Genomic DNA, 18,490 nt, shown 5'->3' with positions numbered 1-18,490 from the left:
GTAGTCCTCCCTCTCTCCTGCAGGCAGCCTAGCACGGGCGCGGCGGCCTGTCCTGCCTCAGGAGTCCCCGGGCGGGATTCGGGCGGCCCAGAGGTCGGGGCGGCGTTCGCGGGTCAGCCGTTCGCTTTCGGCCTGGCGCCAATCGGCGACGCGGCCGTGGTGGCCCGACATCAGCACTTCGGGGATCGCATGGCCGCGCCATTCGGCCGGGCGGGTGTACTGCGGATGCTCGAGCAGGCCGTCGGAAAAGCTTTCTTCTTCCGTCGAGTCGGCATTGCCCAGAACGCCGGGCAGCAGGCGGACGGTGGCGTCGATCATCGCCTGGGCCGCGATCTCGCCGCCGGTCAGGACGAAATCGCCAAGCGAGACTTCGGCGATGCGGTAATGGTCGATGACGCGCTGGTCGAGCCCCTCGAACCGGCCGCAGATCATGGTAAGGCCCGGCATCTGCGCCCAGTCGCGGGCCATGGCCTGGTCAAAGCGGCGGCCGCGGGGCGAGAGGTAGACCAGCGGTCCCGGCCCGGTGCCAAGCGCGTGGTCGATGGCGCGGCCCATCACGTCGGGGCGCAGCACCATGCCGGCCCCGCCGCCCGCCGGCGTGTCGTCGACATTGCGATGCTTGCCCTCGCCGAACTGGCGCAGGTCGATGGTCGAGAGCTGCCAGAGCCCCTCGCTCAGCGCCTTGCCGGTCAGGCTTTCGCCCAGCACGCCCGGAAAGGCCTGGGGGAAAAGCGTGATGATCTGCGCCCGCCATACCCCACGCAGCGACGGCGTGGGGGTCATCAGCTCGCGCGGGCTCGCGGACAGGCGGATGGCCTTGCGGCCGTGGGATTTCGGGGCGTCGGTCATGGGGCGGGATTAGACCGGCGTGGGGGCGGATGGCAAGGGTCCAGAAGGGGGCGCTGCCCCCGTCCGCCTTGGGCGGACTCCCCCGGAGTACTTGCGGAATGGTGAAAGCAGGGGGTCAGATCGCGGGGGGCTGGGCCGGGGGCAGCGTGATCGGGGTTGTGCCGGACTTGTATTCGATCCAGTCGCGCAGGCGGTAGAGCGCCTCGAGGTACTGCTTGCGCCAGCCGGGGCCGGGGGCGCCGTGGACGTTCTGCCAGAAGAAGCGGAAGGTATGGCCGTGATCGTCGAGCGTCTGCCAGGCCCAGGCGTCGGGCATGTCCCGGCCTTCGGCCACGAAAAGCCGCCAGACCTCGCCCGGGACGCCGATGCGGAAGGCGCCGATGTCGCGCGGGCGCTGGGGCAGCGCGATGCCGCTTTCCTCGTAGAGCTCGCGGATGGCGGCCTCGTGCGCGGCCTCGCCCGGCTTCGGCCCGCCCTTGACCAGCTGGATCCCGGCCGAGGGGTGGCGGAAGGCCAGCACCTGCCAGGCGCCGCCGCGCCGCCGCACCACCATCGGGCACACCTTGTCCGCCTTGGTCAGTGCCACGCCACGTCCCCGAGGAAGATGTAGCCGGCGCCGTAGATCGTCTTGATCAGCGCCGGGTTCTTGGGGTCTTCGCGCAGCTTGGTGCGCAGGCGCGAGATGCGCACATCCATCGCCCGGTCAAAGCTTTCGCCCGCAGCACCGCCAAGGCTTTCCTGCATGTGGGTGCGCGAGATCAGCCGTTTGGGGCTTTCGAGGAAAAGCCGCAGCACCTGGCCCTCGGCATGGGAGAACGGCACCTCTTCGCCGGTGTCGTCCTCGAGCGTGTAGCGGTCGAAATGCGCGGTCCAGCCGGCAAAGCGGGCGGTCTCGGACGCCGACTTTCGGTCCGCCCCCTTGCGCAGGCGGGCGCGGACGCGGGCCACCACCTCGGACGGATCGAAGGGCTTGATGATGTAGTCATCGGCCCCGAGTTCCAGCCCCGTGACCCGGTCCTGCACCTGCGCGCGGCCCGAGATGATGATGACCGCCGCGCCCTGCTCCAGCGCCAGCCGGTGCACGAGGCTGAGCCCGTCGCGGTCGGGCAGGCCCAGGTCGACGAGGCAGACATCGGGTGTCGCGGCCTTGAGCGCGGCCTCGAATTCCGTGGCGCGGCCGAAGGACATGGTGCGAAAGCCTGCCTCTTCCAGCGCCTGGGCCAGGATCTCGCGGATCGCCGGTTCGTCGTCGAGGATGGTCACAAGGGGGGCTGTCATTGCGCGGCCTCCGGCTGGCCGGGATGCAGGAAGGCATCGAGCGCCGCGGCGGTGAAAGGCTTGGCGATCACCGGCGCCAGCGCGGCAGCCGAGCGGCGCAGATCATGGCTGGCGGGCAGGGAGGTCATGAAATAAAGCGGCTTGCCCGCGCAGGCCGGGCTTTCGGCCAGCACCAGCCCGGTCTCGGGGCCAAGTTGCAGGTCGCTCAGGATCAGCGCGATATCGGGCAACCCCTCGGCCACCGCCTGCGCCTCGGGGACTGAGCCCGCCTCGATCACCGTGTGGCCGATGGCGGTCAGCATGTCGCGCACGGTCGAGCGCAGGTCCGCGTTGTCCTCGACCAGCAGCACAAGGCCGGCGGCGGCCTGCGGCGCGACCGGACGGTAGGGCAGGCGCAGGGTCACGCGGGCGCCGATATAGCCGTTGGTCAGCCGGACCTCTCCGCCCGCCAGCTTGGTCATGTCGTAGACCATGGCAAGGCCAAGGCCCGAGCCTTCCTCTCCCTTCGTGGTGAAGAACGGGTCAAGCCCGCGCGCCAGCGCCTGCGGGGTAAAGCCGGGGCCGGTGTCGGTCACGAGGAAGTCGAGCCAGGTGTCCTGCACCGGGCTGACGGTCAGCTTGATCCGTCCCTCAGTGCCGCAGGCGTCGCGGGCGTTCAGCACGAGGTTCAGCAGGCTGTCCTGCAACATCCCCGGATCGGCCAGCACCGGGCCGGGCGGGGCATCGTTTCGGATCGTCAGCGTGATCCCTTCGGGCAGCGACGCGCCGGCGAGCAGTTCGAGATCGGCAAGGAAATCGCCCAGTTCCAAGGGCACCTGCGCCATGTCGCGCGTGCCGGTCATGTCGGCGATGCGGTTCAGCAGCACGCCGCCGCGCCGGGCGGCGTTCAGCGTGGCGGCGATCAAATCGCTCGCCTCGCCCGGCAGGTCCATGCGTTGCAGCCGGCCCTGCATGCCAAGGATGATGGTCAGAAGGTTCGAGAAATCATGCGCCAGCCCGGAGGTCAGCTGCGCCGCCAACTCGCGCTTGCGGGTCTGTTGCAGCGCGGCGCGGGCCTGGGTTTCCTCGGTCACGTCCATCGACAGGATATAGAGCCCGCCGTCGCCGCCTTCGCGCCGGTCGGGGGTAAAGGCCGCGCGGATGCGGCGCTGGCTCAGCTCGTCGGTGAATTCGAAAACGCTGGCCTGCCCGCCGAAGGCACGGTCGAGATGCGGCTGGATCACGGCATAGGCATGGGTGCCAAGTGCTTCGGAGATGTGGCGGCCCAGGATGTCCGCCGGCCGGCCCGGCATCACCGTATTGAGCCGCCGGTTGGAATAGGTGTAGCGCCGGTCCGCGCCGATATGGGCGATATGGGCCGGCATCATCTCGGTCGTCAGGCGAATGCGCGCCTCGGTCTCGGTCAGCTCGCGCTTGGCCTCTTGCAGCGCGGCATTGGTCGCGGCGAGCTGGCGGTTGGCGGCGGCCAGTTCCTCGGCGTGGGACAGCAGCTCGGCCGACAGTTCTTCGGAGCGGCCGCGCAGCATCGCCTCCTGCCGTTTGACCTGGGTGATGTCGGTATAGACCGCGACCCAGCCGCCCTGCGGCAGCGGCGCGCCCTCGACGCTGATCGTGCGGCCGTTGGCGCGGGTGCGCTCCATGTAATGGGGGGCGAAGTCCAGCGCCTGGTCGACCCGGTCCTGCACGAATTGCGCGACATCCGCGACCTCGCCGTATTCGCCGCGGGTGACGAGGTGGTGGATGGTGTCGCGGAACTCGGCGCCGGGCGTGACGAGGTGGGCGGGCAGGTCGAACATGTCCTGAAAGCGGCGGTTGGAATGCACCAGCCGCAGGGACTTGTCGTAGATGGTCAGGGCCTGCTGGATCAGGTTCAGCCCGGCCGTCATCAGATCTGCCCTGTTTGCCGCCGTCTCGGGCATGCGTGTCCCCCTCGCAGGTGCGCCCTGTCGCACCGGTCTTGCGATATTTCCCCCGCCAGCCCGCCGGGGTCCAGCCCCATGGCGCAGTCCCATGCGCAAAAATCCGCGCCTGTAACAATTCGTTGGGTTTTGGAAAATGTCTGGAAAAAGTCGCAATCGAAAGTGGGCCCCAACGCTTGGTGCCCCAGGGAGGCGCCCGCCCGGGTTTGAGGAGACCCGGGATGGGTGATGGGGCAGCGGGCCGCCGCGCGCGGGTTGCGCACGGCCAGATGGGAGGGACCAGCCTTGGCGACGTCGAACGGCGGCGCGGACGAGTATCGCTCGATCCCCGCGCTCTTGCACCGCAATGCGACCCGGTTCGCGGACAAACCCGCGTATCGGGAAAAGGAATTCGGGATCTGGCAGACCTGGACCTGGTCCCAGGTTGAGACAGAGATCGAGGCGCTGGCCCTCGGGCTGCTGAACCTGGGCGTCAACAAGGGCGATTTCGTCGCCATCATCGGGCGCAACCGGCCGTATCTGTATTGGTCCATGGTCGCGGCGCAGAGCGTGGGCGCGATCCCCGTGCCGCTGTACCAGGACGCGGTGGCCGAAGAGATGGCCTATGTGCTGGGCCATTGCGGCGCGCGTTTCGTCATAGTCAGCGACCAGGAGCAGGTCGACAAGGTGATCGAGGTGCAGGACCAACTGCACCAGTTCGAGCACATGATCTACCTCGATGCGCGGGGGCTGCGGAAATACGACCACAGCCGGCTGCACCAGTACAGCCATGTGCAGGACCAGGGCCGGGCCGCCCGCGAGGAATATATCGAGGAACTCAAGCGTCGCCGCGAGTCGCTGGATTACGACGACACCTGCGTGGTGCTTTATACCTCGGGTACGACCGGCAAGCCCAAGGGCGTGGTGCTGTCGAACCGCAACATCGTCGAGGCGGCGCGCTCGTCCTCCGAGTTCGATCACCTGACGGCGGGCGAAGAGGTGCTGGCCTACCTGCCGATGGCCTGGGTCGGCGATTTCATCTTCTCGATCGGGCAGGGCTACTGGACCGGGTTCTGCGTGAACTGTCCCGAGAGCGCCGAGACCATGATGACTGACCTGCGCGAGATCGGGCCAAGCTATTTCTTTGCCCCGCCGCGGGTCTTCGAAGGGCTGCTGACTACCGTCATGATCCGGATGGAGGACGCGACGCCGCTGAAAAAGCGGATGTTCGACACCTTCATGGCCCATGCGAAACGGGTGGGGCCCGACATCCTGGACGGCAAGCCGGTGAGCTTTGGCGACCGGCTGAAGTATCGGCTGGGCGAGCTTTTGGTCTACGGTCCGCTGAAGAACACGCTCGGGTTTTCCAAGGTCCGCGTCGGCTACACGGCGGGCGAGGCGATCGGGCCCGAGATCTTCGATTTCTACCGCTCGCTCGGGATCAACCTGAAACAGCTCTACGGCCAGACCGAGGCCTCGGTCTTCATCACCGTGCAGCCCGATGGCGAGGTGCGCGCGGACACCGTGGGCGTGCCCGCGCCGGGGGTCGAGATCCGCATCGGCGACAACGGAGAGGTGTTCTACCGCAGCCCCTCGGCCTTCGTGGAATATTACAAGAACCCCGAAAGCACGGCCGACACCAAGGATGCCGAGGGCTGGGTGGCGACCGGGGATGCCGGGTTCTTCGAGGAAGACACCGGCCATCTGCGGATCATCGACCGCGCCAAGGACGTGAGCAAGCTGTCCACGGGGGCGATGTTCGCGCCCAAATACGTGGAGAACAAGCTAAAGTTCTTTCCGGCGATCCTCGAGGCGGTGCTGTTCGGCGCGGGGCGCGATCATTGCGTGGCCTTCATCAACATCGACCTGAACGCCGTCGGCTCCTGGGCCGAGCGCAACAACGTCAGCTATGCCTCCTACCAGGAGCTGGCGGGGCATCCGAAGGTGCTGGACCAGATCCAGAGCCATGTGGAGGAGGTCAATCGCTCCGTGGCCGAGGACCCGATGCTGTCGGGCTGCCAGATCCACCGCTTCCTCGTGCTGCACAAGGAGTTGGACGCGGATGACGGAGAGCTGACACGGACCCGCAAGGTGCGCCGCAAGATCATCGGCGAGAAGTTCGACGACCTGGTGGAGGCGCTCTATGGCGGCCAGAGCTCGATCTACACCGAGACGGCGGTGACCTACGAGGACGGCCGCCAGGGTAAGATCAAGGCGACGCTGGAGATTCGCGACGCGAGGGTCGTGCCGGTGCAAACCCAGCCGTTGGCCGCGGAATGACGGGCGACGTGCGCCTGCGGCGACACCCCGCCCGCCATCCCTTTGACGCAAGACTTAACGAGGTGCGCCATGCTTGACGCGACCGAAGGATACACCACCGCGGATGGCCGCAAGATCGGCGGCGTGGTGATGGACATGCGCAACATCACCCTGCGTTTCGGCGGGGTGGAGGCGATCAAGGACATCAGTTTCGACATCCGCGAGGGCGAGATCCGCGCCATCATCGGGCCGAACGGCGCCGGGAAATCGTCGATGCTGAACGTCATCTCGGGCTTCTACGTCCCGCAGGAGGGCGAGGTCTGGTTCCGTGGCGAAAAGCGGCCCCAGATGAAGCCCTACCAGGTGGCGCAGCAGGGCATCGCGCGGACGTTCCAGAACATCGCGCTGTTCGAGGGGATGAGCGTTCTCGACAACGTCATGACGGGCCGGCTGACCCAGATGAAGGCGCCGCTTTGGGCGCAGGCGATCTGGAAGGGCAAGGCCGAACGCGAGGAGGTCGAGAACCGGGAGATCTGCGAGAAGGTCATCGATTTCCTCGAGATCCAGTCGATCCGCAAGACGCCCGTGGCGCGGCTGCCCTACGGCCTGAAGAAACGGGTCGAGCTGGCGCGGGCGCTGGCGTCGGAGCCGAAGCTTTTGCTGCTGGACGAGCCGATGGCTGGCATGAACGTGGAGGAGAAGGAGGACATGAGCCGCTTCATCCTCGACGTGAACGACGAATTCGGCACCACCATCGCGCTGATCGAGCACGACATGGGCGTGGTCATGGACCTGAGCGACCGGGTGGTGGTGATGGATTACGGCAAGAAGATCGGCGACGGCACCCCGGACGAGGTGCGCGCCAACCAGGATGTGATCGACGCCTATCTTGGCGTGTCGCACGATTGAGGGGGACGGGACATGCCTGACACATTGATTTTCGGTATGGAGGTCTTTCTGAACGGCCTCATGGCGGGGGTGCTTTACGCGCTGGTCGCGCTGGGCTTCGTGCTGATCTACAAGGCCTCCGGCATCTTCAACTACGCGCAGGGGGTCATGGCGCTGTTTGCGGCGCTGACGCTGGTCGGGATCATGGAGGGGCAGGTGCCCTTTTCGCACCTGATCAACGCGATCTTCGGCACCGAGGTGCACCATTTCGGCTGGCACGTGCCGGCGCTGCTGGCGATCCTGTTCACCATGGTCGTCATGGTCGTGCTGGCCTGGGCGGTGCAGCGGCTGATCTTCCGCCACCTGGTGAACCAGGAGCCGATCATCCTGTTCATGGCGACCATTGGCCTGGCGTATTTCATGGAAGGCTTCGGCGACATCATGTGGGGCGCCGATATCAAGAAGCTGGATGTGGGCCTGCCGCAGGGGATCAACCTGGCCATCGACGAGGCGACATTCGGCCTCTTCGGCTACGGCTTCTTCATCGACAACCTCGACCTCTGGGCGACGGGAATCGCGGTGCTGCTGGTGATCGTGCTGGTGGCCTTCAGCCAGTACACCAAGCAAGGCCGGGCGATGCGCGCCGTGGCGGACGATCACCAGGCCGCGCTGTCGGTGGGGATCTCGCTCAACTTCATCTGGATCATGGTCTGGTCGGTGGCGGGGTTCGTCGCGCTGGTCGCGGGGATCATGTGGGGCACGAAATCGGGCGTGCAGTTCTCGCTGTCGCTGATCGCGCTCAAGGCGCTGCCGGTGCTGATGCTGGGCGGCTTCACCTCGATCCCCGGGGCGATCGTCGGCGGGCTGATCATCGGCGTGGGCGAGAAGCTGTTCGAGTTCTGTTTCGGCAGCGGCCAGTGCTTTGGCGGGATCATCAACCTCGGCGGCGCGACCGAGAACTGGTTCGCCTACGTGCTGGCGCTGGTCTTCCTGGTGTTCCGCCCGCAGGGGCTGTTCGGCGAGAAGATCATCGAAAGGGTGTGATCCGGCCCAGGGGGGCTGCGCGCCCCCGGAGCCTGCGGTTGGGAGGTGAGACGAGATGACGAAACTGATTGCCGTGCTGAACGTGATCGCCTGGTCGGGCTTCTGGGCCTTCGGCTACCTGGCGCTGACCACCCCGGCCGAGGAATCGGGCCGCATGGTCACCGCGCTGCTGCTGGCCGTGCTGGGCGGGGCGCTGGGCCTCTGGGCCTGGTTCCGGCTGGTCCGCCATAGCGAACAGACGGGCTATGCCCGGGCGCCGCAGCACATGGCCCCGACACCGGGGGGCGAGGCATGACGCAGGGGCGTGCGAAACGCGGCGCTCAGTCGCGCGTGCTGGCGGCGGCCAGAGCCATGAGGACCGAGCCGCCGATCAGCAGCCCGAAGGTCACCTTGAGCGACAGGGCAAAGAGCACGGAGACCGAGAAGACGAGAAACGCAAGCATGGCCATCCAGGTCATCAGCGCGGCCGCCGAAGAGGCCATCGGCCGCCACCAGCGCCGCGGCTTCGCCTCGTCCACGCCGCCCTCGTCAGACAGCAGGTGCTGTGCGGCAAGCGGTTCGAAACGGGTGTCGGTCTGGGTCATTGGGAAGCTGTCGTCTTTCTTTGTTCGACGCAAATTGATCGAAAAATGCGGCGCCGAAGCGGCGCAAGGCGCACAAAACGAGGGAGTTTTCGGGAGATGATCTACCGTGAGGCGGGGGACTTCAAAACCTCCTACGTGGATGACAACCAGACCTTCCCGATCCGGTTCGACCGGTACGGGTATTACGTGGCGCTGCTGATCGCCTTCGTTGTCGTGCCCTTCGTGGTGAACGACTACTGGGTCAACGCGATCTTCCTGCCGTTCCTGATCTATGCCATCGCGGCGATCGGGCTGAACATCCTTGTCGGTTATTGCGGACAGGTGAGCCTGGGGACGGGCGGTTTCATGGCCGTGGGGGCCTATTCGGTCTACAAGCTGATGACCGCCTTCCCCGAGGTTTCGATCATCATCCACGTGCTGCTGGCCGGTGGGATCACCGCCGGGGTGGGCGTCCTGTTCGGGCTTCCGTCATTGCGGATCAAGGGCTTTTACCTCGCCGTGGCGACGCTGGCCGCACAGTTCTTCCTCGTATGGCTCTTCAACCGGGTGCCGTGGTTCTACAACTACTCGGCCTCGGGCCAGATCTCGGCCCCGGAACGCGAGGTCTTCGGCGTGGCCGTCACCGGCGCGAACACGGCGCCCTGGGCGGTGTACCTGTTCAGCCTGCTGTTCCTGGTTCTCTGCGCGATGCTGGCCCGCAACCTCACGCGCGGCTCTATGGGGCGCAGGTGGATGGCGATCCGCGACATGGACATCGCGGCGGAAATCATCGGGGTGAACCCGCTGACCGCCAAGCTGTCGGCCTTTGCCGTGTCGTCCTTTTTCGTCGGGATCGCGGGGGCGCTGTTCTTTGCCGTCTACCTTGGCGCGGTCGAGGTGGGCGAGGCCTTCGGCATACAGAAATCGTTCCTGGTGCTGTTCATGATCATCATCGGCGGGCTTGGCTCGATCTTCGGCAGCTTTGCCGGGGCGGCCTTCCTGGTGCTCCTGCCGGTGCTGCTGAAGAACGTGCTGGTGGGCGGCCTTGGCTGGCCCACGGACCTGGCCGCGCATCTCGAGTTCATGATCGTGGGTGGGCTGATCATCACCTTCCTCGTGCTCGAACCGCACGGGCTGGCGCAGCTGTGGCGCGTCACCAAGGAGAAACTGAGATTGTGGCCCTTCCCGCACTAGGCGGGGCCACGCAACCCAAGAAGGCGGGAAGAGGAGCCCGCCCGACCATTCAAATCGGACATTCAAGGGAGGAACCTGACCGATGAAAAAGACACTGATCACAGCCGCCGTGGCCGGCATCATGGCCGCCGCACCCGCAATGGCGGACCTCACGTTCACCTCGCTCAGCTACCGCACGGGGCCCTATGCCGCCAACGGCATCCCCTTTGCCGACGGCTATGCCGACTACTTCACCCTGCTGAACGAACGCGATGGCGGCATCGGCGGCGAAAAGGTGAACCTCGTGGAATGCGAGACCGGCTACAACACCGAGAAGGGCGTGGAATGCTACGAGTCGACCAAGGGCTCGGGCGCGCTGGTCTACCAGCCGCTGTCCACCGGCATCACCTACCAGCTGATCCCCAAGGCCACCGCCGACGGCATCCCGGTGCATTCGATGGGCTACGGCCGCACCTCGGCCAAGAACGGCGAGGTCTTCAACTGGATCTTCAACTACCCCGCCAACTACTGGGACGGCGCCTCCGTCGCGATCAAGCACCTGCTGGACATCAACGGCGGTGACCTGAGCGGCAAGAAGGTGGCGCTGGTCTACCACAACTCGGCCTATGGCAAGGAACCGATCCGCACGCTGGAAGTGCTGGCCGAAAAGCACGGCTACGAGCTGACCCTTCTGGCCGTCGATCACCCGGGCCAGGAGCAGAAGTCGCAATGGCTGCAGATCCGCCGCGAGCGCCCGGATTACGTGATCATGTGGGGCTGGGGCGTGATGAACCAGGTCGCCATCCAGGAAGCGGTCAACATCCGCTTCCCGATGGAAAACTTCATCGGCATCTGGTGGTCCGGCTCGGAAAACGACGTGCTGCCTGCCGGTGACGGGGCGAATGGCTACAAAGCGCTGACCTTCCACAATGTGGGTTCGGACTACCCGGTCTTCGACGACATCCAGCAATATGTCGTCGATACCGGCAAGGCTGCCGGCGCGGGCGACCAGATCGGCACCGCGCTCTACAACCGGGGTCTCTATGCCGCCATGCTGGCCGCCGAGGCCGCCAAGACCGCGCAGGAGATGACCGGATCGAGCACCATCGATGCCGCGCAGATGCGCATGGGCATGGAGAACCTCGAGATCACTGAGGCAAAGATGGCGGACCTCGGCCTGCCGAACTTCGGCCCCGAGTTCAAGGTCAGCTGCGAGAACCACGGCGGCAACGGCTTTGCGGCCGTGGCGCAATGGGATGCGGCCTCGGGCGAATGGAGCCTGATCACCGACTACATGCAGTCCGACCAGGAGGTCCTGGCCCCGCTGGTCGAAGAGGATTCGACTGCCTTCGCCAACGAGGCGGGGATCGAACCGGGCTGCATGTAAGCCCTTCGCATGACACGGCCCCGGGCGGCGATCCGCCCGGGGCCCCACACCGAACCGAGGATCCAAGATGCTGGACGCAAGCGCCGAGGTCACGCAGGACACCCTGCTCGAAGTCAACAATATCGAGGTGATCTACAACCACGTGATCCTCGTGCTGAAGGGCGTGAGCCTCAAGGTCCCGAAGGGCGGCATCACCGCGCTGCTGGGCGGCAACGGGGCGGGCAAGACCACCACGCTCAAGGCCGTGTCGAACCTGCTGCGCTCGGAACGAGGCGAGGTCACGAAGGGCTCGATCAGCTACCGCGGCGAGCGGGTGCAGGAGCTGGACCCGGCCGAGATGGTCAAGCGCGGCGTGGTGCAGGTCATGGAGGGCCGGCACTGCTTCGAACACCTCACGGTCGAGGAAAACCTGCTGACCGGCGCCTATACGCGCAGCGCGTCGGCGGGCGATGTCGCGGCCGAGCTGGACAAGGTCTACGCCTATTTCCCGCGCCTCAAGGAACGCCGCCGCAGCCAGGCGGGCTATACCTCGGGCGGGGAACAGCAGATGGTCGCCATCGGACGCGCGCTGATGGCCCGGCCGGAAACGATCCTGCTGGACGAGCCGTCGATGGGCTTGGCCCCGCAGCTGGTCGAACAGATCTTCGGCATCGTGAAGGACCTGAACGAAAAGGAAGGCTACACCTTCCTGCTGGCCGAACAGAACACCAACGTCGCCCTGCGCTATGCCCATTACGGCTATATCCTGGAATCGGGGCGCGTGGTGATGGACGGGGCGGCGCAGGCGCTGCGCGAGAACCCGGACGTCAAGGAATTCTACCTCGGCATGTCGGACGAGGGGCGCAAGTCGTTCCGCGACGTGCGCAGCTATCGCCGCCGCAAACGCTGGCTGGCCTGAGCGCCCGTCGAGCAGCGGCACCGGACAGGCACAAGGAACGCGACAGATGACATATTACGACGACCTGGAAACCCGCAGCGCCGACCAGCGCGCCGCCGACATCGCACATGCGCTGCCGGCGCAGATCGCGCGCGCCCGTGCGCTGCCGGGCTATGGCGGCCCGCTGGCCGAGGTGGAGCCTGCGGCGGTGACCGACATGGCCGCGCTGGCGCGCCTGCCGGTGCTGCGCAAATCCTCGCTGGTCGAGGCGCAGGGCAAATCCGCGCCCTTCGGCGGCTTCACCACGCTGTCCGCCGCCGGGTTCGCCCATGTCTTCCAGTCGCCGGGGCCGATCTATGAACCGGGCGGGGCAGGGACCGACTGGTGGCGCCTGGGCCGCTTTGCCCATGCCTGCGGGATCGGGCCGGGCGACATCGTGCAGAACTGCTTTGGCTACCACCTGACTCCCGCCGGCATGATGTTCGAAAACGCCGCCCGCGCCGTCGGCGCCACCGTGCTGCCTGCCGGCACCGGCCAGACCGAACTCCAGGCCCGCGCGGCTCATGACATCGGCGTCACCGCCTATGCCGGCACGCCCGATTACCTCAAGATCATCCTCGACAAGGCCGAAGAGATGGGCCTGCCACTGCGTTTCACCAAGGCGGCGGTGTCGGGCGGCGCGCTCTTCCCGTCGCTGCGCCAGGAATATGCCGACCGCGGGATCACCTGCCGGCAATGCTATGCCACCGCCGACCTGGGCAACGTCGCCTACGAGAGCGACGCGATGGAGGGCATGATCGTCGACGAGGGCGTGATCGTCGAGATCGTGACCCCCGGCACCAGCGACCCGGTGGCCGAGGGGGAGGTGGGCGAAGTCGTCGTCACCTCGCTGAACCCCGATTACCCGCTGATCCGCTTTGCCACCGGCGACATGTCGGCGGCCCTGGCCGGGCAGTCGCCCTGCGGGCGGACCAACATGCGCATCAAGGGCTGGATGGGCCGTGCCGACCAGACCACCAAGATCAAGGGCATGTTCGTGCGCCCCGAACAGGTCGCCGCGCTGGTCGCCCGGCACCCCGAGATCGACCGCGCCCGCGTCGTCGCCGGCCGCGACGACCAGATGGATACCATGCTGGTGCGCATCGAGACCTCGGCCACGAATGCCGCGCCCTTCGAGGCCTCGGTCGCAGAGGTGCTCAAGCTGCGCGGCGCGGTGGAACTGGTGCCGCCCGGCGGGTTGCCCCGCGACGGGCTGGTGATCGAGGACACGCGCAGCTACGATTGACGGAACCGCAGCCTGCGCCCCGGCGTTGTCTTCGGTCACACCCGGAGGAGCCTCATGCGTACCCTGTTCGCCACCACCGCCCTTGCCCTGCTGGCCTCGCCCCTGATCGCGGGCGATGCCGCGCTGATCCTCGGCAACGACCGCTACGACGATCTGCCACGCGCCAGCGGCGGCGAGGCGAACGAAGGCGCCGCCAATGCGCTGGCCGAGGCGGGCTTTGGCGTGACCGTCGCGACCTCGGCCGATGCGGCCACGCTGACCGAGGCGTTCTCGGCCTTTCTGTCCGAGCTTGACGAGAGCACGGAGCGGGTGGTCGTCATGCTCTCGGGGCAATTCGCGACCTCCGGACACGAGAGCTGGTTGCTGGGCACCGACGCGGCCGAGGAACCGACGCTCGCCACCGTAACCGGCCTGCCGGTGTCGAGCCTGCTGGCCGTGCTCGAGGAGTACCCGGGCAAGGCGTTGCTGGTCCTCTCGCCCGGACGCGACGGCGACGCGCTCGGGCCCCATCTCGACTACGGGGTGTCGATGCCGGACCTGCCGCAGGGTGTCACGCTGCTGACCGGCGATGCGGGCGATGCGGCGACGATCCTGTCCCGTGCCTTCGCGCGCCCGGATGAGGGGCTGCTGGACGCCGCTACACGCGCCGACCTTGCCGTCTCTGGCTACGCGCCTGCCGGGTGGACGCTGGCCATGGCCGCGCCTGCGCCGACCCCGGTCACCCAGCCGCAACTGCCGCGCCCCAGCGCCGCCGAGCCGGTGCTCTGGTCCCAGGCGCAGGAGCGCGACACCATCGCCGCCTACGAGGCCTACCTGGCTGAGTATCCCGACGGCGCAAACGCGGCCACCGCCCGCGCGATGATCCGCGAGATCAACACCGAGCCAAACCGCGATGCCCGCAAGGCCGAAGAGGCGCTGGCCCTGTCGCGTGACGCCCGCCGCGAGATCCAGCGCGACCTGTCCCTGCTCGACTACAACACGCGCGGGATCGACGGCATCTTTGGCCCCGGCACGCGCGGGGCGATCCAGTCCTGGCAGGCGGCCAATGCCTTTGCCGCCACGTCCTACCTGACCCAGAACCAGATCCTGCGGCTTGACGCGCAGGCCGAACGCCGCGCCATCGAACTCGAGGAAGAGGCGCAGCGCCGCCGCGCCCAGCAGGAGCAGCAGGACCGCGCCTACTGGGACGAAACCGGCGCGGCCGGGGACGAGCCGGGCCTGCGCGCCTACCTGGGCCGCTATCCGGACGGGCTGTTTGCCGACGTGGCGCAGGAACGCCTTGCCGTCATCGAGGAGCGGCAGCGCGCCCGGGCCGAACGGCAGGACCGCGTGGCCTGGGACCAGGCGCGCGACGTGAACTCTGTCGCTGGCTACCGCGCCTATCTCGACCGCTTCCCGCAGGGCGCCTTTGCCGGCGAGGCGCAGGCGCGTATCGACGCGGCCACCCGCAGCGAAGAGGACCGCGCCGCCAACGAACAGGCGCAGCGCGAAGAAAATGCGCTGGGGCTCAACGCCGTGACCCGGCGGCTGGTCGAACAGCGCCTCGCACAGCTCGACCTCGACCCCGGCGCGGTGGATGGCACCTTTGACGACAACACCCGCCGGGCGCTGCGCCGCTACCAGCAGGCGCGGAACCTGCCCGACACCGGCTACCTGAACGAGGCAACCGTGGTGCGCCTGCTGGCCGACGCGATCCTGCGCTGACCGCTTAAGTCCCGGGCACAGGCCCGAACGCAAAAGGCCGCCCCGAGGGGCGGCCTTTTTCATGCTCGGCTTCTGGCCGGTCTCAGCCCTGGCGGGCCTTGAACCGACGCTGCGTCTTGTTGATGACGTAGACGCGGCCTTTACGGCGCACGACACGGCAGTCGCGGTGACGCTGCTTGAGCGAGCGGAGCGAGTTCTTGACCTTCATGGGTCGTCTCCTTGTCCTTCGCGGCGCGTCATGCGCCAGTTAGCAGGTCGCCCCCGTTTCCGGGGACAGGTGATCCGTGGTGGGCGGTACTGGGATTGAACCAGTGACCCCTACGATGTCAACGTAGTGCTCTACCGCTGAGCTAACCGCCCGTATACCCTTGCGTCTTCCCGTGCCTCTCGGCACCGCCCCGAACAAATGGGGCGCGGGATATCCGCGCCGGTGGAGCGCTCTATAAAAGGAGTCGGAGAGGGTATCAAGGGCTTTTGACAACTCTTTTTCCGGGCTACTCTGAAACCAATCAAGGAGGGTACATGACGCGACCGGCATACCACCTGACCATGCCAGACGACCACCGGTCGGCCGTGGTCTTTTCGTCGCCGCACAGCGCGCGCCACTACCCCGCGGACTTCCTCGACAGCACGGTTCTCGACGCCCATGCGATCCGCAGCTCGGAAGATGCCTTTGTCGACCAGCTTTTCGACTGTGCGCCGGCGTTTGGCGCGCCCCTGCTCTGCGCCGGGGCGCCGCGCGCCTATGTCGACCTGAACCGCGCCGCCGAAGAACTGGACCCGGCGCTGTTTGCCGGCGTGCCGCGCAACGCGCACAACCCGCGCGTCGCCTCCGGCCTCGGCGTGATTCCCCGCGTGGTGGCCAACGGTCGCGCGATCTACCGTGGCAAGCTGCCGCTGGGCGAGGCGCATCGCCGAATCGACGCCTACTGGCGGCCCTATCACGATGAATTGCAGCGCCTGTTGCGCCTGTCCCGCGACCGGTTCGGAGAGGTCATCCTGATCGATTGCCATTCGATGCCGCACGAGGCGCTGGAAAGCCTGCACCGCATGGGCGCGCGGCGGCCCGAGGTGGTGCTGGGCGACCGCTTTGGCGCCTCGGCCGATGGCGAGGTGGTGGATCGGGTCGAGGCCGCCTTCCGCAAGGCGGGGCTGCAGGTGGTGCGCAACACGCCCTTTGCCGGGGCCTATGTGACCCAGCATTACGGCCGGCCGTCGCGCCATCAGCACGTGATCCAGGTCGAGATCGACCGCGCCATCTACCTTGACGAACGCCGCATCCGGCCGAACGCCAATTTCGAGGCCTTTCGCACCCTGCTGCGGTCGGTCGTCGCCGAGTTGAGCGAGATCGGTCAGTCGGACCTGCCCCTCGCCGCGGAGTAGGTGTCGCGCGGCACTGGGCCGTCGCCCCAGGCCTCGACCACCGGGCCGAGGTGGTCGATGTAACGCCGCCATTCCTCGGACGAGCCGGTGTAGATCGGCTGGCGCACCTGCATGGCGGATGCGGTGTGGACCGAGCGGTGGTTCTTGTGGAACTCCATGCAGGCCGGGTCCCAGCCAAGGCCGACATGGTGCAGCATCTCGCGCACATGGGCCTCGGGGTCGGCGGTCAGCGCCTCGTAGGGGACGTTGTGGATGCGGCCGGGGAACATCGCCTCCCAGTAGGCGATCATGCGGTCATGCTCGAGGTGGTAGTCGACGATATCCTGCAGGTTCCAGGCAAAGCTCAGCGCGCGCCCGTTCTCGGTGAAATGGGTGCGGAAGATCGACCAGCAGGTGGCGCGCGGGTCGCGCTTGAGGTGCAGGATCTTCGCCTCTGGCAGGGCCAGCAGGATGTGCCCGATGATGCGGTAGTTGAAGGGCATCTTGTCGGTGATCGCCCGCTCGCCCTTGCCCAGGGCGCCGATCCCGGCGAGGTAGCCGGTGCGGATCGTCTCGAGGTGATCGGTGGTCAGCGGACCCTCGTCGATGCGGGCGCGATTGACGGCGGGGGCCAGCAGATTGAGTTCATCGCCCGGGTGCACCTCCGGGTGGCTGCCGATGATCTGCTCGGTCAGCGTGGTGCCGGAGCGCGGCATGCCGAGCACGAAGATCGGACGCGGCACGTCGGGCGACCGGGTGGCGGGCAGCGGCGCCGGCAGCGGCTTGTCAAAGACGCGGCGGATCTTGGCCATCTGCTCCGCGTTCTCGGTCCCGCCCAGGCGGCCGGCGGTGCGGCGGTAGGCGTTCCCCTTGGTCCAGGCGGCAAAGGCCGCGTCCCTCTGGCCGGTGTCGTGGCAGGCCTTGCCCTTGGCGAACCACAGCCGCGCCCGGTCGAAATCGTTCAGGTCGTCGCGGGTCAGCTGCGCGTCCAGCACGGCCAGCTCGGGCTGGCCTTCGGTGAAGGTATGGGCGTGGGAATAATTGCTCCAGAGCGTGGCCGAGCCGGGGATCAGCCGCAGCGCGCGCTCGTAGTACCCGACCGCCTCGGCCCGGTTGCCCTGAGCGACGCAGAGCACCGCCATCTTGTTCAGCGCCGCGCCGTTCTGCGGGTCCTTGGCCAGCAGGTTCTCGAGCATCTGCCGGGCCTCTTCGGTCTCGTCCGTCTCGATCAGCTTGTCGATCAGGCAGAGCTTGATCTTGACCGCATCGGGATGCAGGCCAAGCGCCTCGCGCAGCACGTTGATCGCGGTCTCGAAATGCATCAGCGCGAACAGCGAATTGGCCATGGCGACCGAGGTGTCGATGTCGCCGGGCTGAACCCGCAGGCTGTCGACGTAGCAGGTGATGGCGTCGCGATGCATGTTTCGGGCTGCCAGCGACAGGCCCAGGGCCAGCGCGCCGGGGCCGAAATCGGAATCGATGGCCAGCGCCTTGGCCGCCGCCTCGGCCGCCGGGACGGGGCGCCCCAGCCCCACCAGCGCGCGCGCCCGCAGCGCCAGCGGGATCGGCGAGGCCGGCCAGCGCGCGATCATCCGGTCGGCCACCTCGAGCGCGGGCTTCCACTGTTCCCAGTCGATCATCTGCCGCACCTGGGCCACCGCCTCGACCGGCGGGGCATAGACCGAGCTGCGCAGCTCCTGCAGGGCCTTCATCGCCTCTTTCGCGCGGCGATTGCCCGGGTACTTGTCCAGGATCTCGCGCAACACGGCGGCCGACTTGTCGGTGTCTCCTTCCTTGGCCAGGCGTTCGGCGCGGGACAGGTAGGATTGCAGGAAACTGGCCATGTGATCCCCATCTCGATGCATCGGGCCGGCGCCCACAGGTGGCGCGACCCTAGGCAGAGGGGGTTAACATCTGTTGAAC

At 67.2% G+C, this 18,490-nt stretch carries 17 protein-coding genes and 1 tRNA gene; 10 read left to right on the top strand and 8 right to left on the bottom strand.

All coding sequences use genetic code 11. From position 1 onward, the window contains the following. Window positions 1-57: 57 nt before the first annotated feature. The 4 genes from trmD to MF270_RS05535 form a co-directional block, all read right to left on the bottom strand. On the bottom strand, window positions 58-849 hold the full coding sequence (gene trmD / locus MF270_RS05550; RefSeq protein ID WP_238364875.1) for a tRNA (guanosine(37)-N1)-methyltransferase TrmD: 792 nt from the start codon (window positions 847-849) through the stop codon (window positions 58-60). A gap of 115 nt (window positions 850-964) precedes the next feature. Next, window positions 965-1,435, bottom strand: coding sequence for an NUDIX domain-containing protein (locus tag MF270_RS05545; RefSeq protein ID WP_238364874.1), 471 nt, complete (start codon window positions 1,433-1,435; stop codon window positions 965-967). Beyond that, complete coding sequence (locus tag MF270_RS05540; RefSeq protein WP_238364873.1) at window positions 1,426-2,127, bottom strand: response regulator transcription factor; 702 nt, start codon at window positions 2,125-2,127, stop codon at window positions 1,426-1,428. Before MF270_RS05540 ends, MF270_RS05545 begins: the two co-directional genes overlap by 10 nt. Next, window positions 2,124-4,046, bottom strand: coding sequence for a hybrid sensor histidine kinase/response regulator (locus MF270_RS05535; protein ID WP_238364872.1), 1,923 nt, complete (start codon window positions 4,044-4,046; stop codon window positions 2,124-2,126). Before MF270_RS05535 ends, MF270_RS05540 begins: the two co-directional genes overlap by 4 nt. Before the next feature lie 285 nt (window positions 4,047-4,331). Between MF270_RS05535 and MF270_RS05530 the strand changes: the two genes are divergently transcribed. The 4 genes from MF270_RS05530 to MF270_RS05515 all read left to right on the top strand — a co-directional run bounded on the left by MF270_RS05530 (window position 4,332) and on the right by MF270_RS05515 (window position 8,511). Next, entirely contained in the window at window positions 4,332-6,305 is a 1,974-nt protein-coding gene (locus MF270_RS05530; RefSeq protein WP_238364871.1) for an AMP-binding protein, read from the top strand. Window positions 6,306-6,374: 69 nt separating this feature from the next. Continuing rightward, the gene (locus MF270_RS05525; protein WP_238364870.1) at window positions 6,375-7,193 is read left to right on the top strand and encodes an ABC transporter ATP-binding protein; all 819 of its coding nucleotides are present in this window, start codon (window positions 6,375-6,377) and stop codon (window positions 7,191-7,193) included. Window positions 7,194-7,205: 12 nt separating this feature from the next. Continuing rightward, window positions 7,206-8,216 carry a branched-chain amino acid ABC transporter permease gene (locus MF270_RS05520; RefSeq protein WP_238364869.1) on the top strand — a complete coding sequence of 337 codons (1,011 nt, stop codon included), beginning with the start codon at window positions 7,206-7,208 and terminating at the stop codon, window positions 8,214-8,216. A gap of 55 nt (window positions 8,217-8,271) precedes the next feature. Beyond that, the gene (locus MF270_RS05515; RefSeq protein ID WP_238364868.1) at window positions 8,272-8,511 is read left to right on the top strand and encodes a hypothetical protein; all 240 of its coding nucleotides are present in this window, start codon (window positions 8,272-8,274) and stop codon (window positions 8,509-8,511) included. 25 nt (window positions 8,512-8,536) lie between these two features. Here MF270_RS05515 and MF270_RS05510 read toward each other — a convergent pair whose 3' ends face one another. Next, on the bottom strand, window positions 8,537-8,800 hold the full coding sequence (locus tag MF270_RS05510; RefSeq protein WP_238364867.1) for a hypothetical protein: 264 nt from the start codon (window positions 8,798-8,800) through the stop codon (window positions 8,537-8,539). A gap of 96 nt (window positions 8,801-8,896) precedes the next feature. Between MF270_RS05510 and MF270_RS05505 the strand changes: the two genes are divergently transcribed. From MF270_RS05505 to MF270_RS05485, 5 genes are all read left to right on the top strand, one after another. Beyond that, on the top strand, window positions 8,897-9,973 hold the full coding sequence (locus MF270_RS05505) for a branched-chain amino acid ABC transporter permease (RefSeq protein WP_238364866.1): 1,077 nt from the start codon (window positions 8,897-8,899) through the stop codon (window positions 9,971-9,973). A gap of 82 nt (window positions 9,974-10,055) precedes the next feature. After that, window positions 10,056-11,339 (top strand): ABC transporter substrate-binding protein, encoded by a 1,284-nt coding sequence (locus MF270_RS05500; RefSeq protein WP_238364865.1) that lies wholly within the window; start codon window positions 10,056-10,058, stop codon window positions 11,337-11,339. A gap of 67 nt (window positions 11,340-11,406) precedes the next feature. Beyond that, the gene (locus MF270_RS05495) at window positions 11,407-12,237 is read left to right on the top strand and encodes an ABC transporter ATP-binding protein (protein WP_238364864.1); all 831 of its coding nucleotides are present in this window, start codon (window positions 11,407-11,409) and stop codon (window positions 12,235-12,237) included. A gap of 46 nt (window positions 12,238-12,283) precedes the next feature. Further along, window positions 12,284-13,501, top strand: coding sequence for a phenylacetate--CoA ligase family protein (locus tag MF270_RS05490; protein WP_238364863.1), 1,218 nt, complete (start codon window positions 12,284-12,286; stop codon window positions 13,499-13,501). Window positions 13,502-13,555: 54 nt separating this feature from the next. Then, window positions 13,556-15,205, top strand: a complete 1,650-nt coding sequence (locus MF270_RS05485; RefSeq protein ID WP_238364862.1) for a peptidoglycan-binding domain-containing protein — start codon at window positions 13,556-13,558, stop codon at window positions 15,203-15,205. Window positions 15,206-15,287: 82 nt separating this feature from the next. Here the strand turns inward: MF270_RS05485 and ykgO are convergent, their stop codons facing one another. Further along, entirely contained in the window at window positions 15,288-15,413 is a 126-nt protein-coding gene (gene ykgO, locus MF270_RS05480) for a type B 50S ribosomal protein L36 (RefSeq protein WP_012177066.1), read from the bottom strand. Between the two features lie 77 nt (window positions 15,414-15,490). Next, window positions 15,491-15,565 (bottom strand) — tRNA-Val (locus MF270_RS05475). A gap of 162 nt (window positions 15,566-15,727) precedes the next feature. Between MF270_RS05475 and MF270_RS05470 the strand changes: the two genes are divergently transcribed. Then, window positions 15,728-16,588 carry an N-formylglutamate amidohydrolase gene (locus MF270_RS05470; protein ID WP_238364861.1) on the top strand — a complete coding sequence of 287 codons (861 nt, stop codon included), beginning with the start codon at window positions 15,728-15,730 and terminating at the stop codon, window positions 16,586-16,588. Here the strand turns inward: MF270_RS05470 and MF270_RS05465 are convergent. Continuing rightward, window positions 16,558-18,411 (bottom strand): sulfotransferase, encoded by a 1,854-nt coding sequence (locus tag MF270_RS05465; RefSeq protein ID WP_238364860.1) that lies wholly within the window; start codon window positions 18,409-18,411, stop codon window positions 16,558-16,560. The two genes, MF270_RS05470 and MF270_RS05465, sit on opposite strands and share 31 nt — an antisense overlap. Window positions 18,412-18,490: the final 79 nt, after the last annotated feature.

Source organism: Mesobacterium pallidum, assembly GCF_019966535.1.
GTDB classification, from domain to species: domain Bacteria; phylum Pseudomonadota; class Alphaproteobacteria; order Rhodobacterales; family Rhodobacteraceae; genus Mesobacterium; species Mesobacterium pallidum.
Note: the sequence above shows the minus strand (reverse complement) of the source record. Positions and strands in the feature narration are given on the sequence as shown.

Bases quoted from the DNA above. Each gene is read 5' to 3' on its own strand.
- trmD (WP_238364875.1), bottom strand. From the start codon at position 849: ATGACCGACGCCCCGAAATCCCACGGCCGCAAGGCCATCCGCCTGTCC.
- MF270_RS05540 (WP_238364873.1), bottom strand. From the start codon at position 2,127: ATGACAGCCCCCCTTGTGACCATCCTCGACGACGAACCGGCGATCCGC.
- MF270_RS05535 (WP_238364872.1), bottom strand. From the start codon at position 4,046: ATGCCCGAGACGGCGGCAAACAGGGCAGATCTGATGACGGCCGGGCTG.
- MF270_RS05525 (WP_238364870.1), top strand. From the start codon at position 6,375: ATGCTTGACGCGACCGAAGGATACACCACCGCGGATGGCCGCAAGATC.
- MF270_RS05520 (WP_238364869.1), top strand. From the start codon at position 7,206: ATGCCTGACACATTGATTTTCGGTATGGAGGTCTTTCTGAACGGCCTC.
- MF270_RS05515 (WP_238364868.1), top strand. From the start codon at position 8,272: ATGACGAAACTGATTGCCGTGCTGAACGTGATCGCCTGGTCGGGCTTC.
- MF270_RS05510 (WP_238364867.1), bottom strand. From the start codon at position 8,800: ATGACCCAGACCGACACCCGTTTCGAACCGCTTGCCGCACAGCACCTG.
- MF270_RS05505 (WP_238364866.1), top strand. From the start codon at position 8,897: ATGATCTACCGTGAGGCGGGGGACTTCAAAACCTCCTACGTGGATGAC.
- MF270_RS05500 (WP_238364865.1), top strand. From the start codon at position 10,056: ATGAAAAAGACACTGATCACAGCCGCCGTGGCCGGCATCATGGCCGCC.
- MF270_RS05495 (WP_238364864.1), top strand. From the start codon at position 11,407: ATGCTGGACGCAAGCGCCGAGGTCACGCAGGACACCCTGCTCGAAGTC.
- MF270_RS05490 (WP_238364863.1), top strand. From the start codon at position 12,284: ATGACATATTACGACGACCTGGAAACCCGCAGCGCCGACCAGCGCGCC.
- MF270_RS05485 (WP_238364862.1), top strand. From the start codon at position 13,556: ATGCGTACCCTGTTCGCCACCACCGCCCTTGCCCTGCTGGCCTCGCCC.
- ykgO (WP_012177066.1), bottom strand. From the start codon at position 15,413: ATGAAGGTCAAGAACTCGCTCCGCTCGCTCAAGCAGCGTCACCGCGAC.
- MF270_RS05470 (WP_238364861.1), top strand. From the start codon at position 15,728: ATGACGCGACCGGCATACCACCTGACCATGCCAGACGACCACCGGTCG.
- MF270_RS05465 (WP_238364860.1), bottom strand. From the start codon at position 18,411: ATGGCCAGTTTCCTGCAATCCTACCTGTCCCGCGCCGAACGCCTGGCC.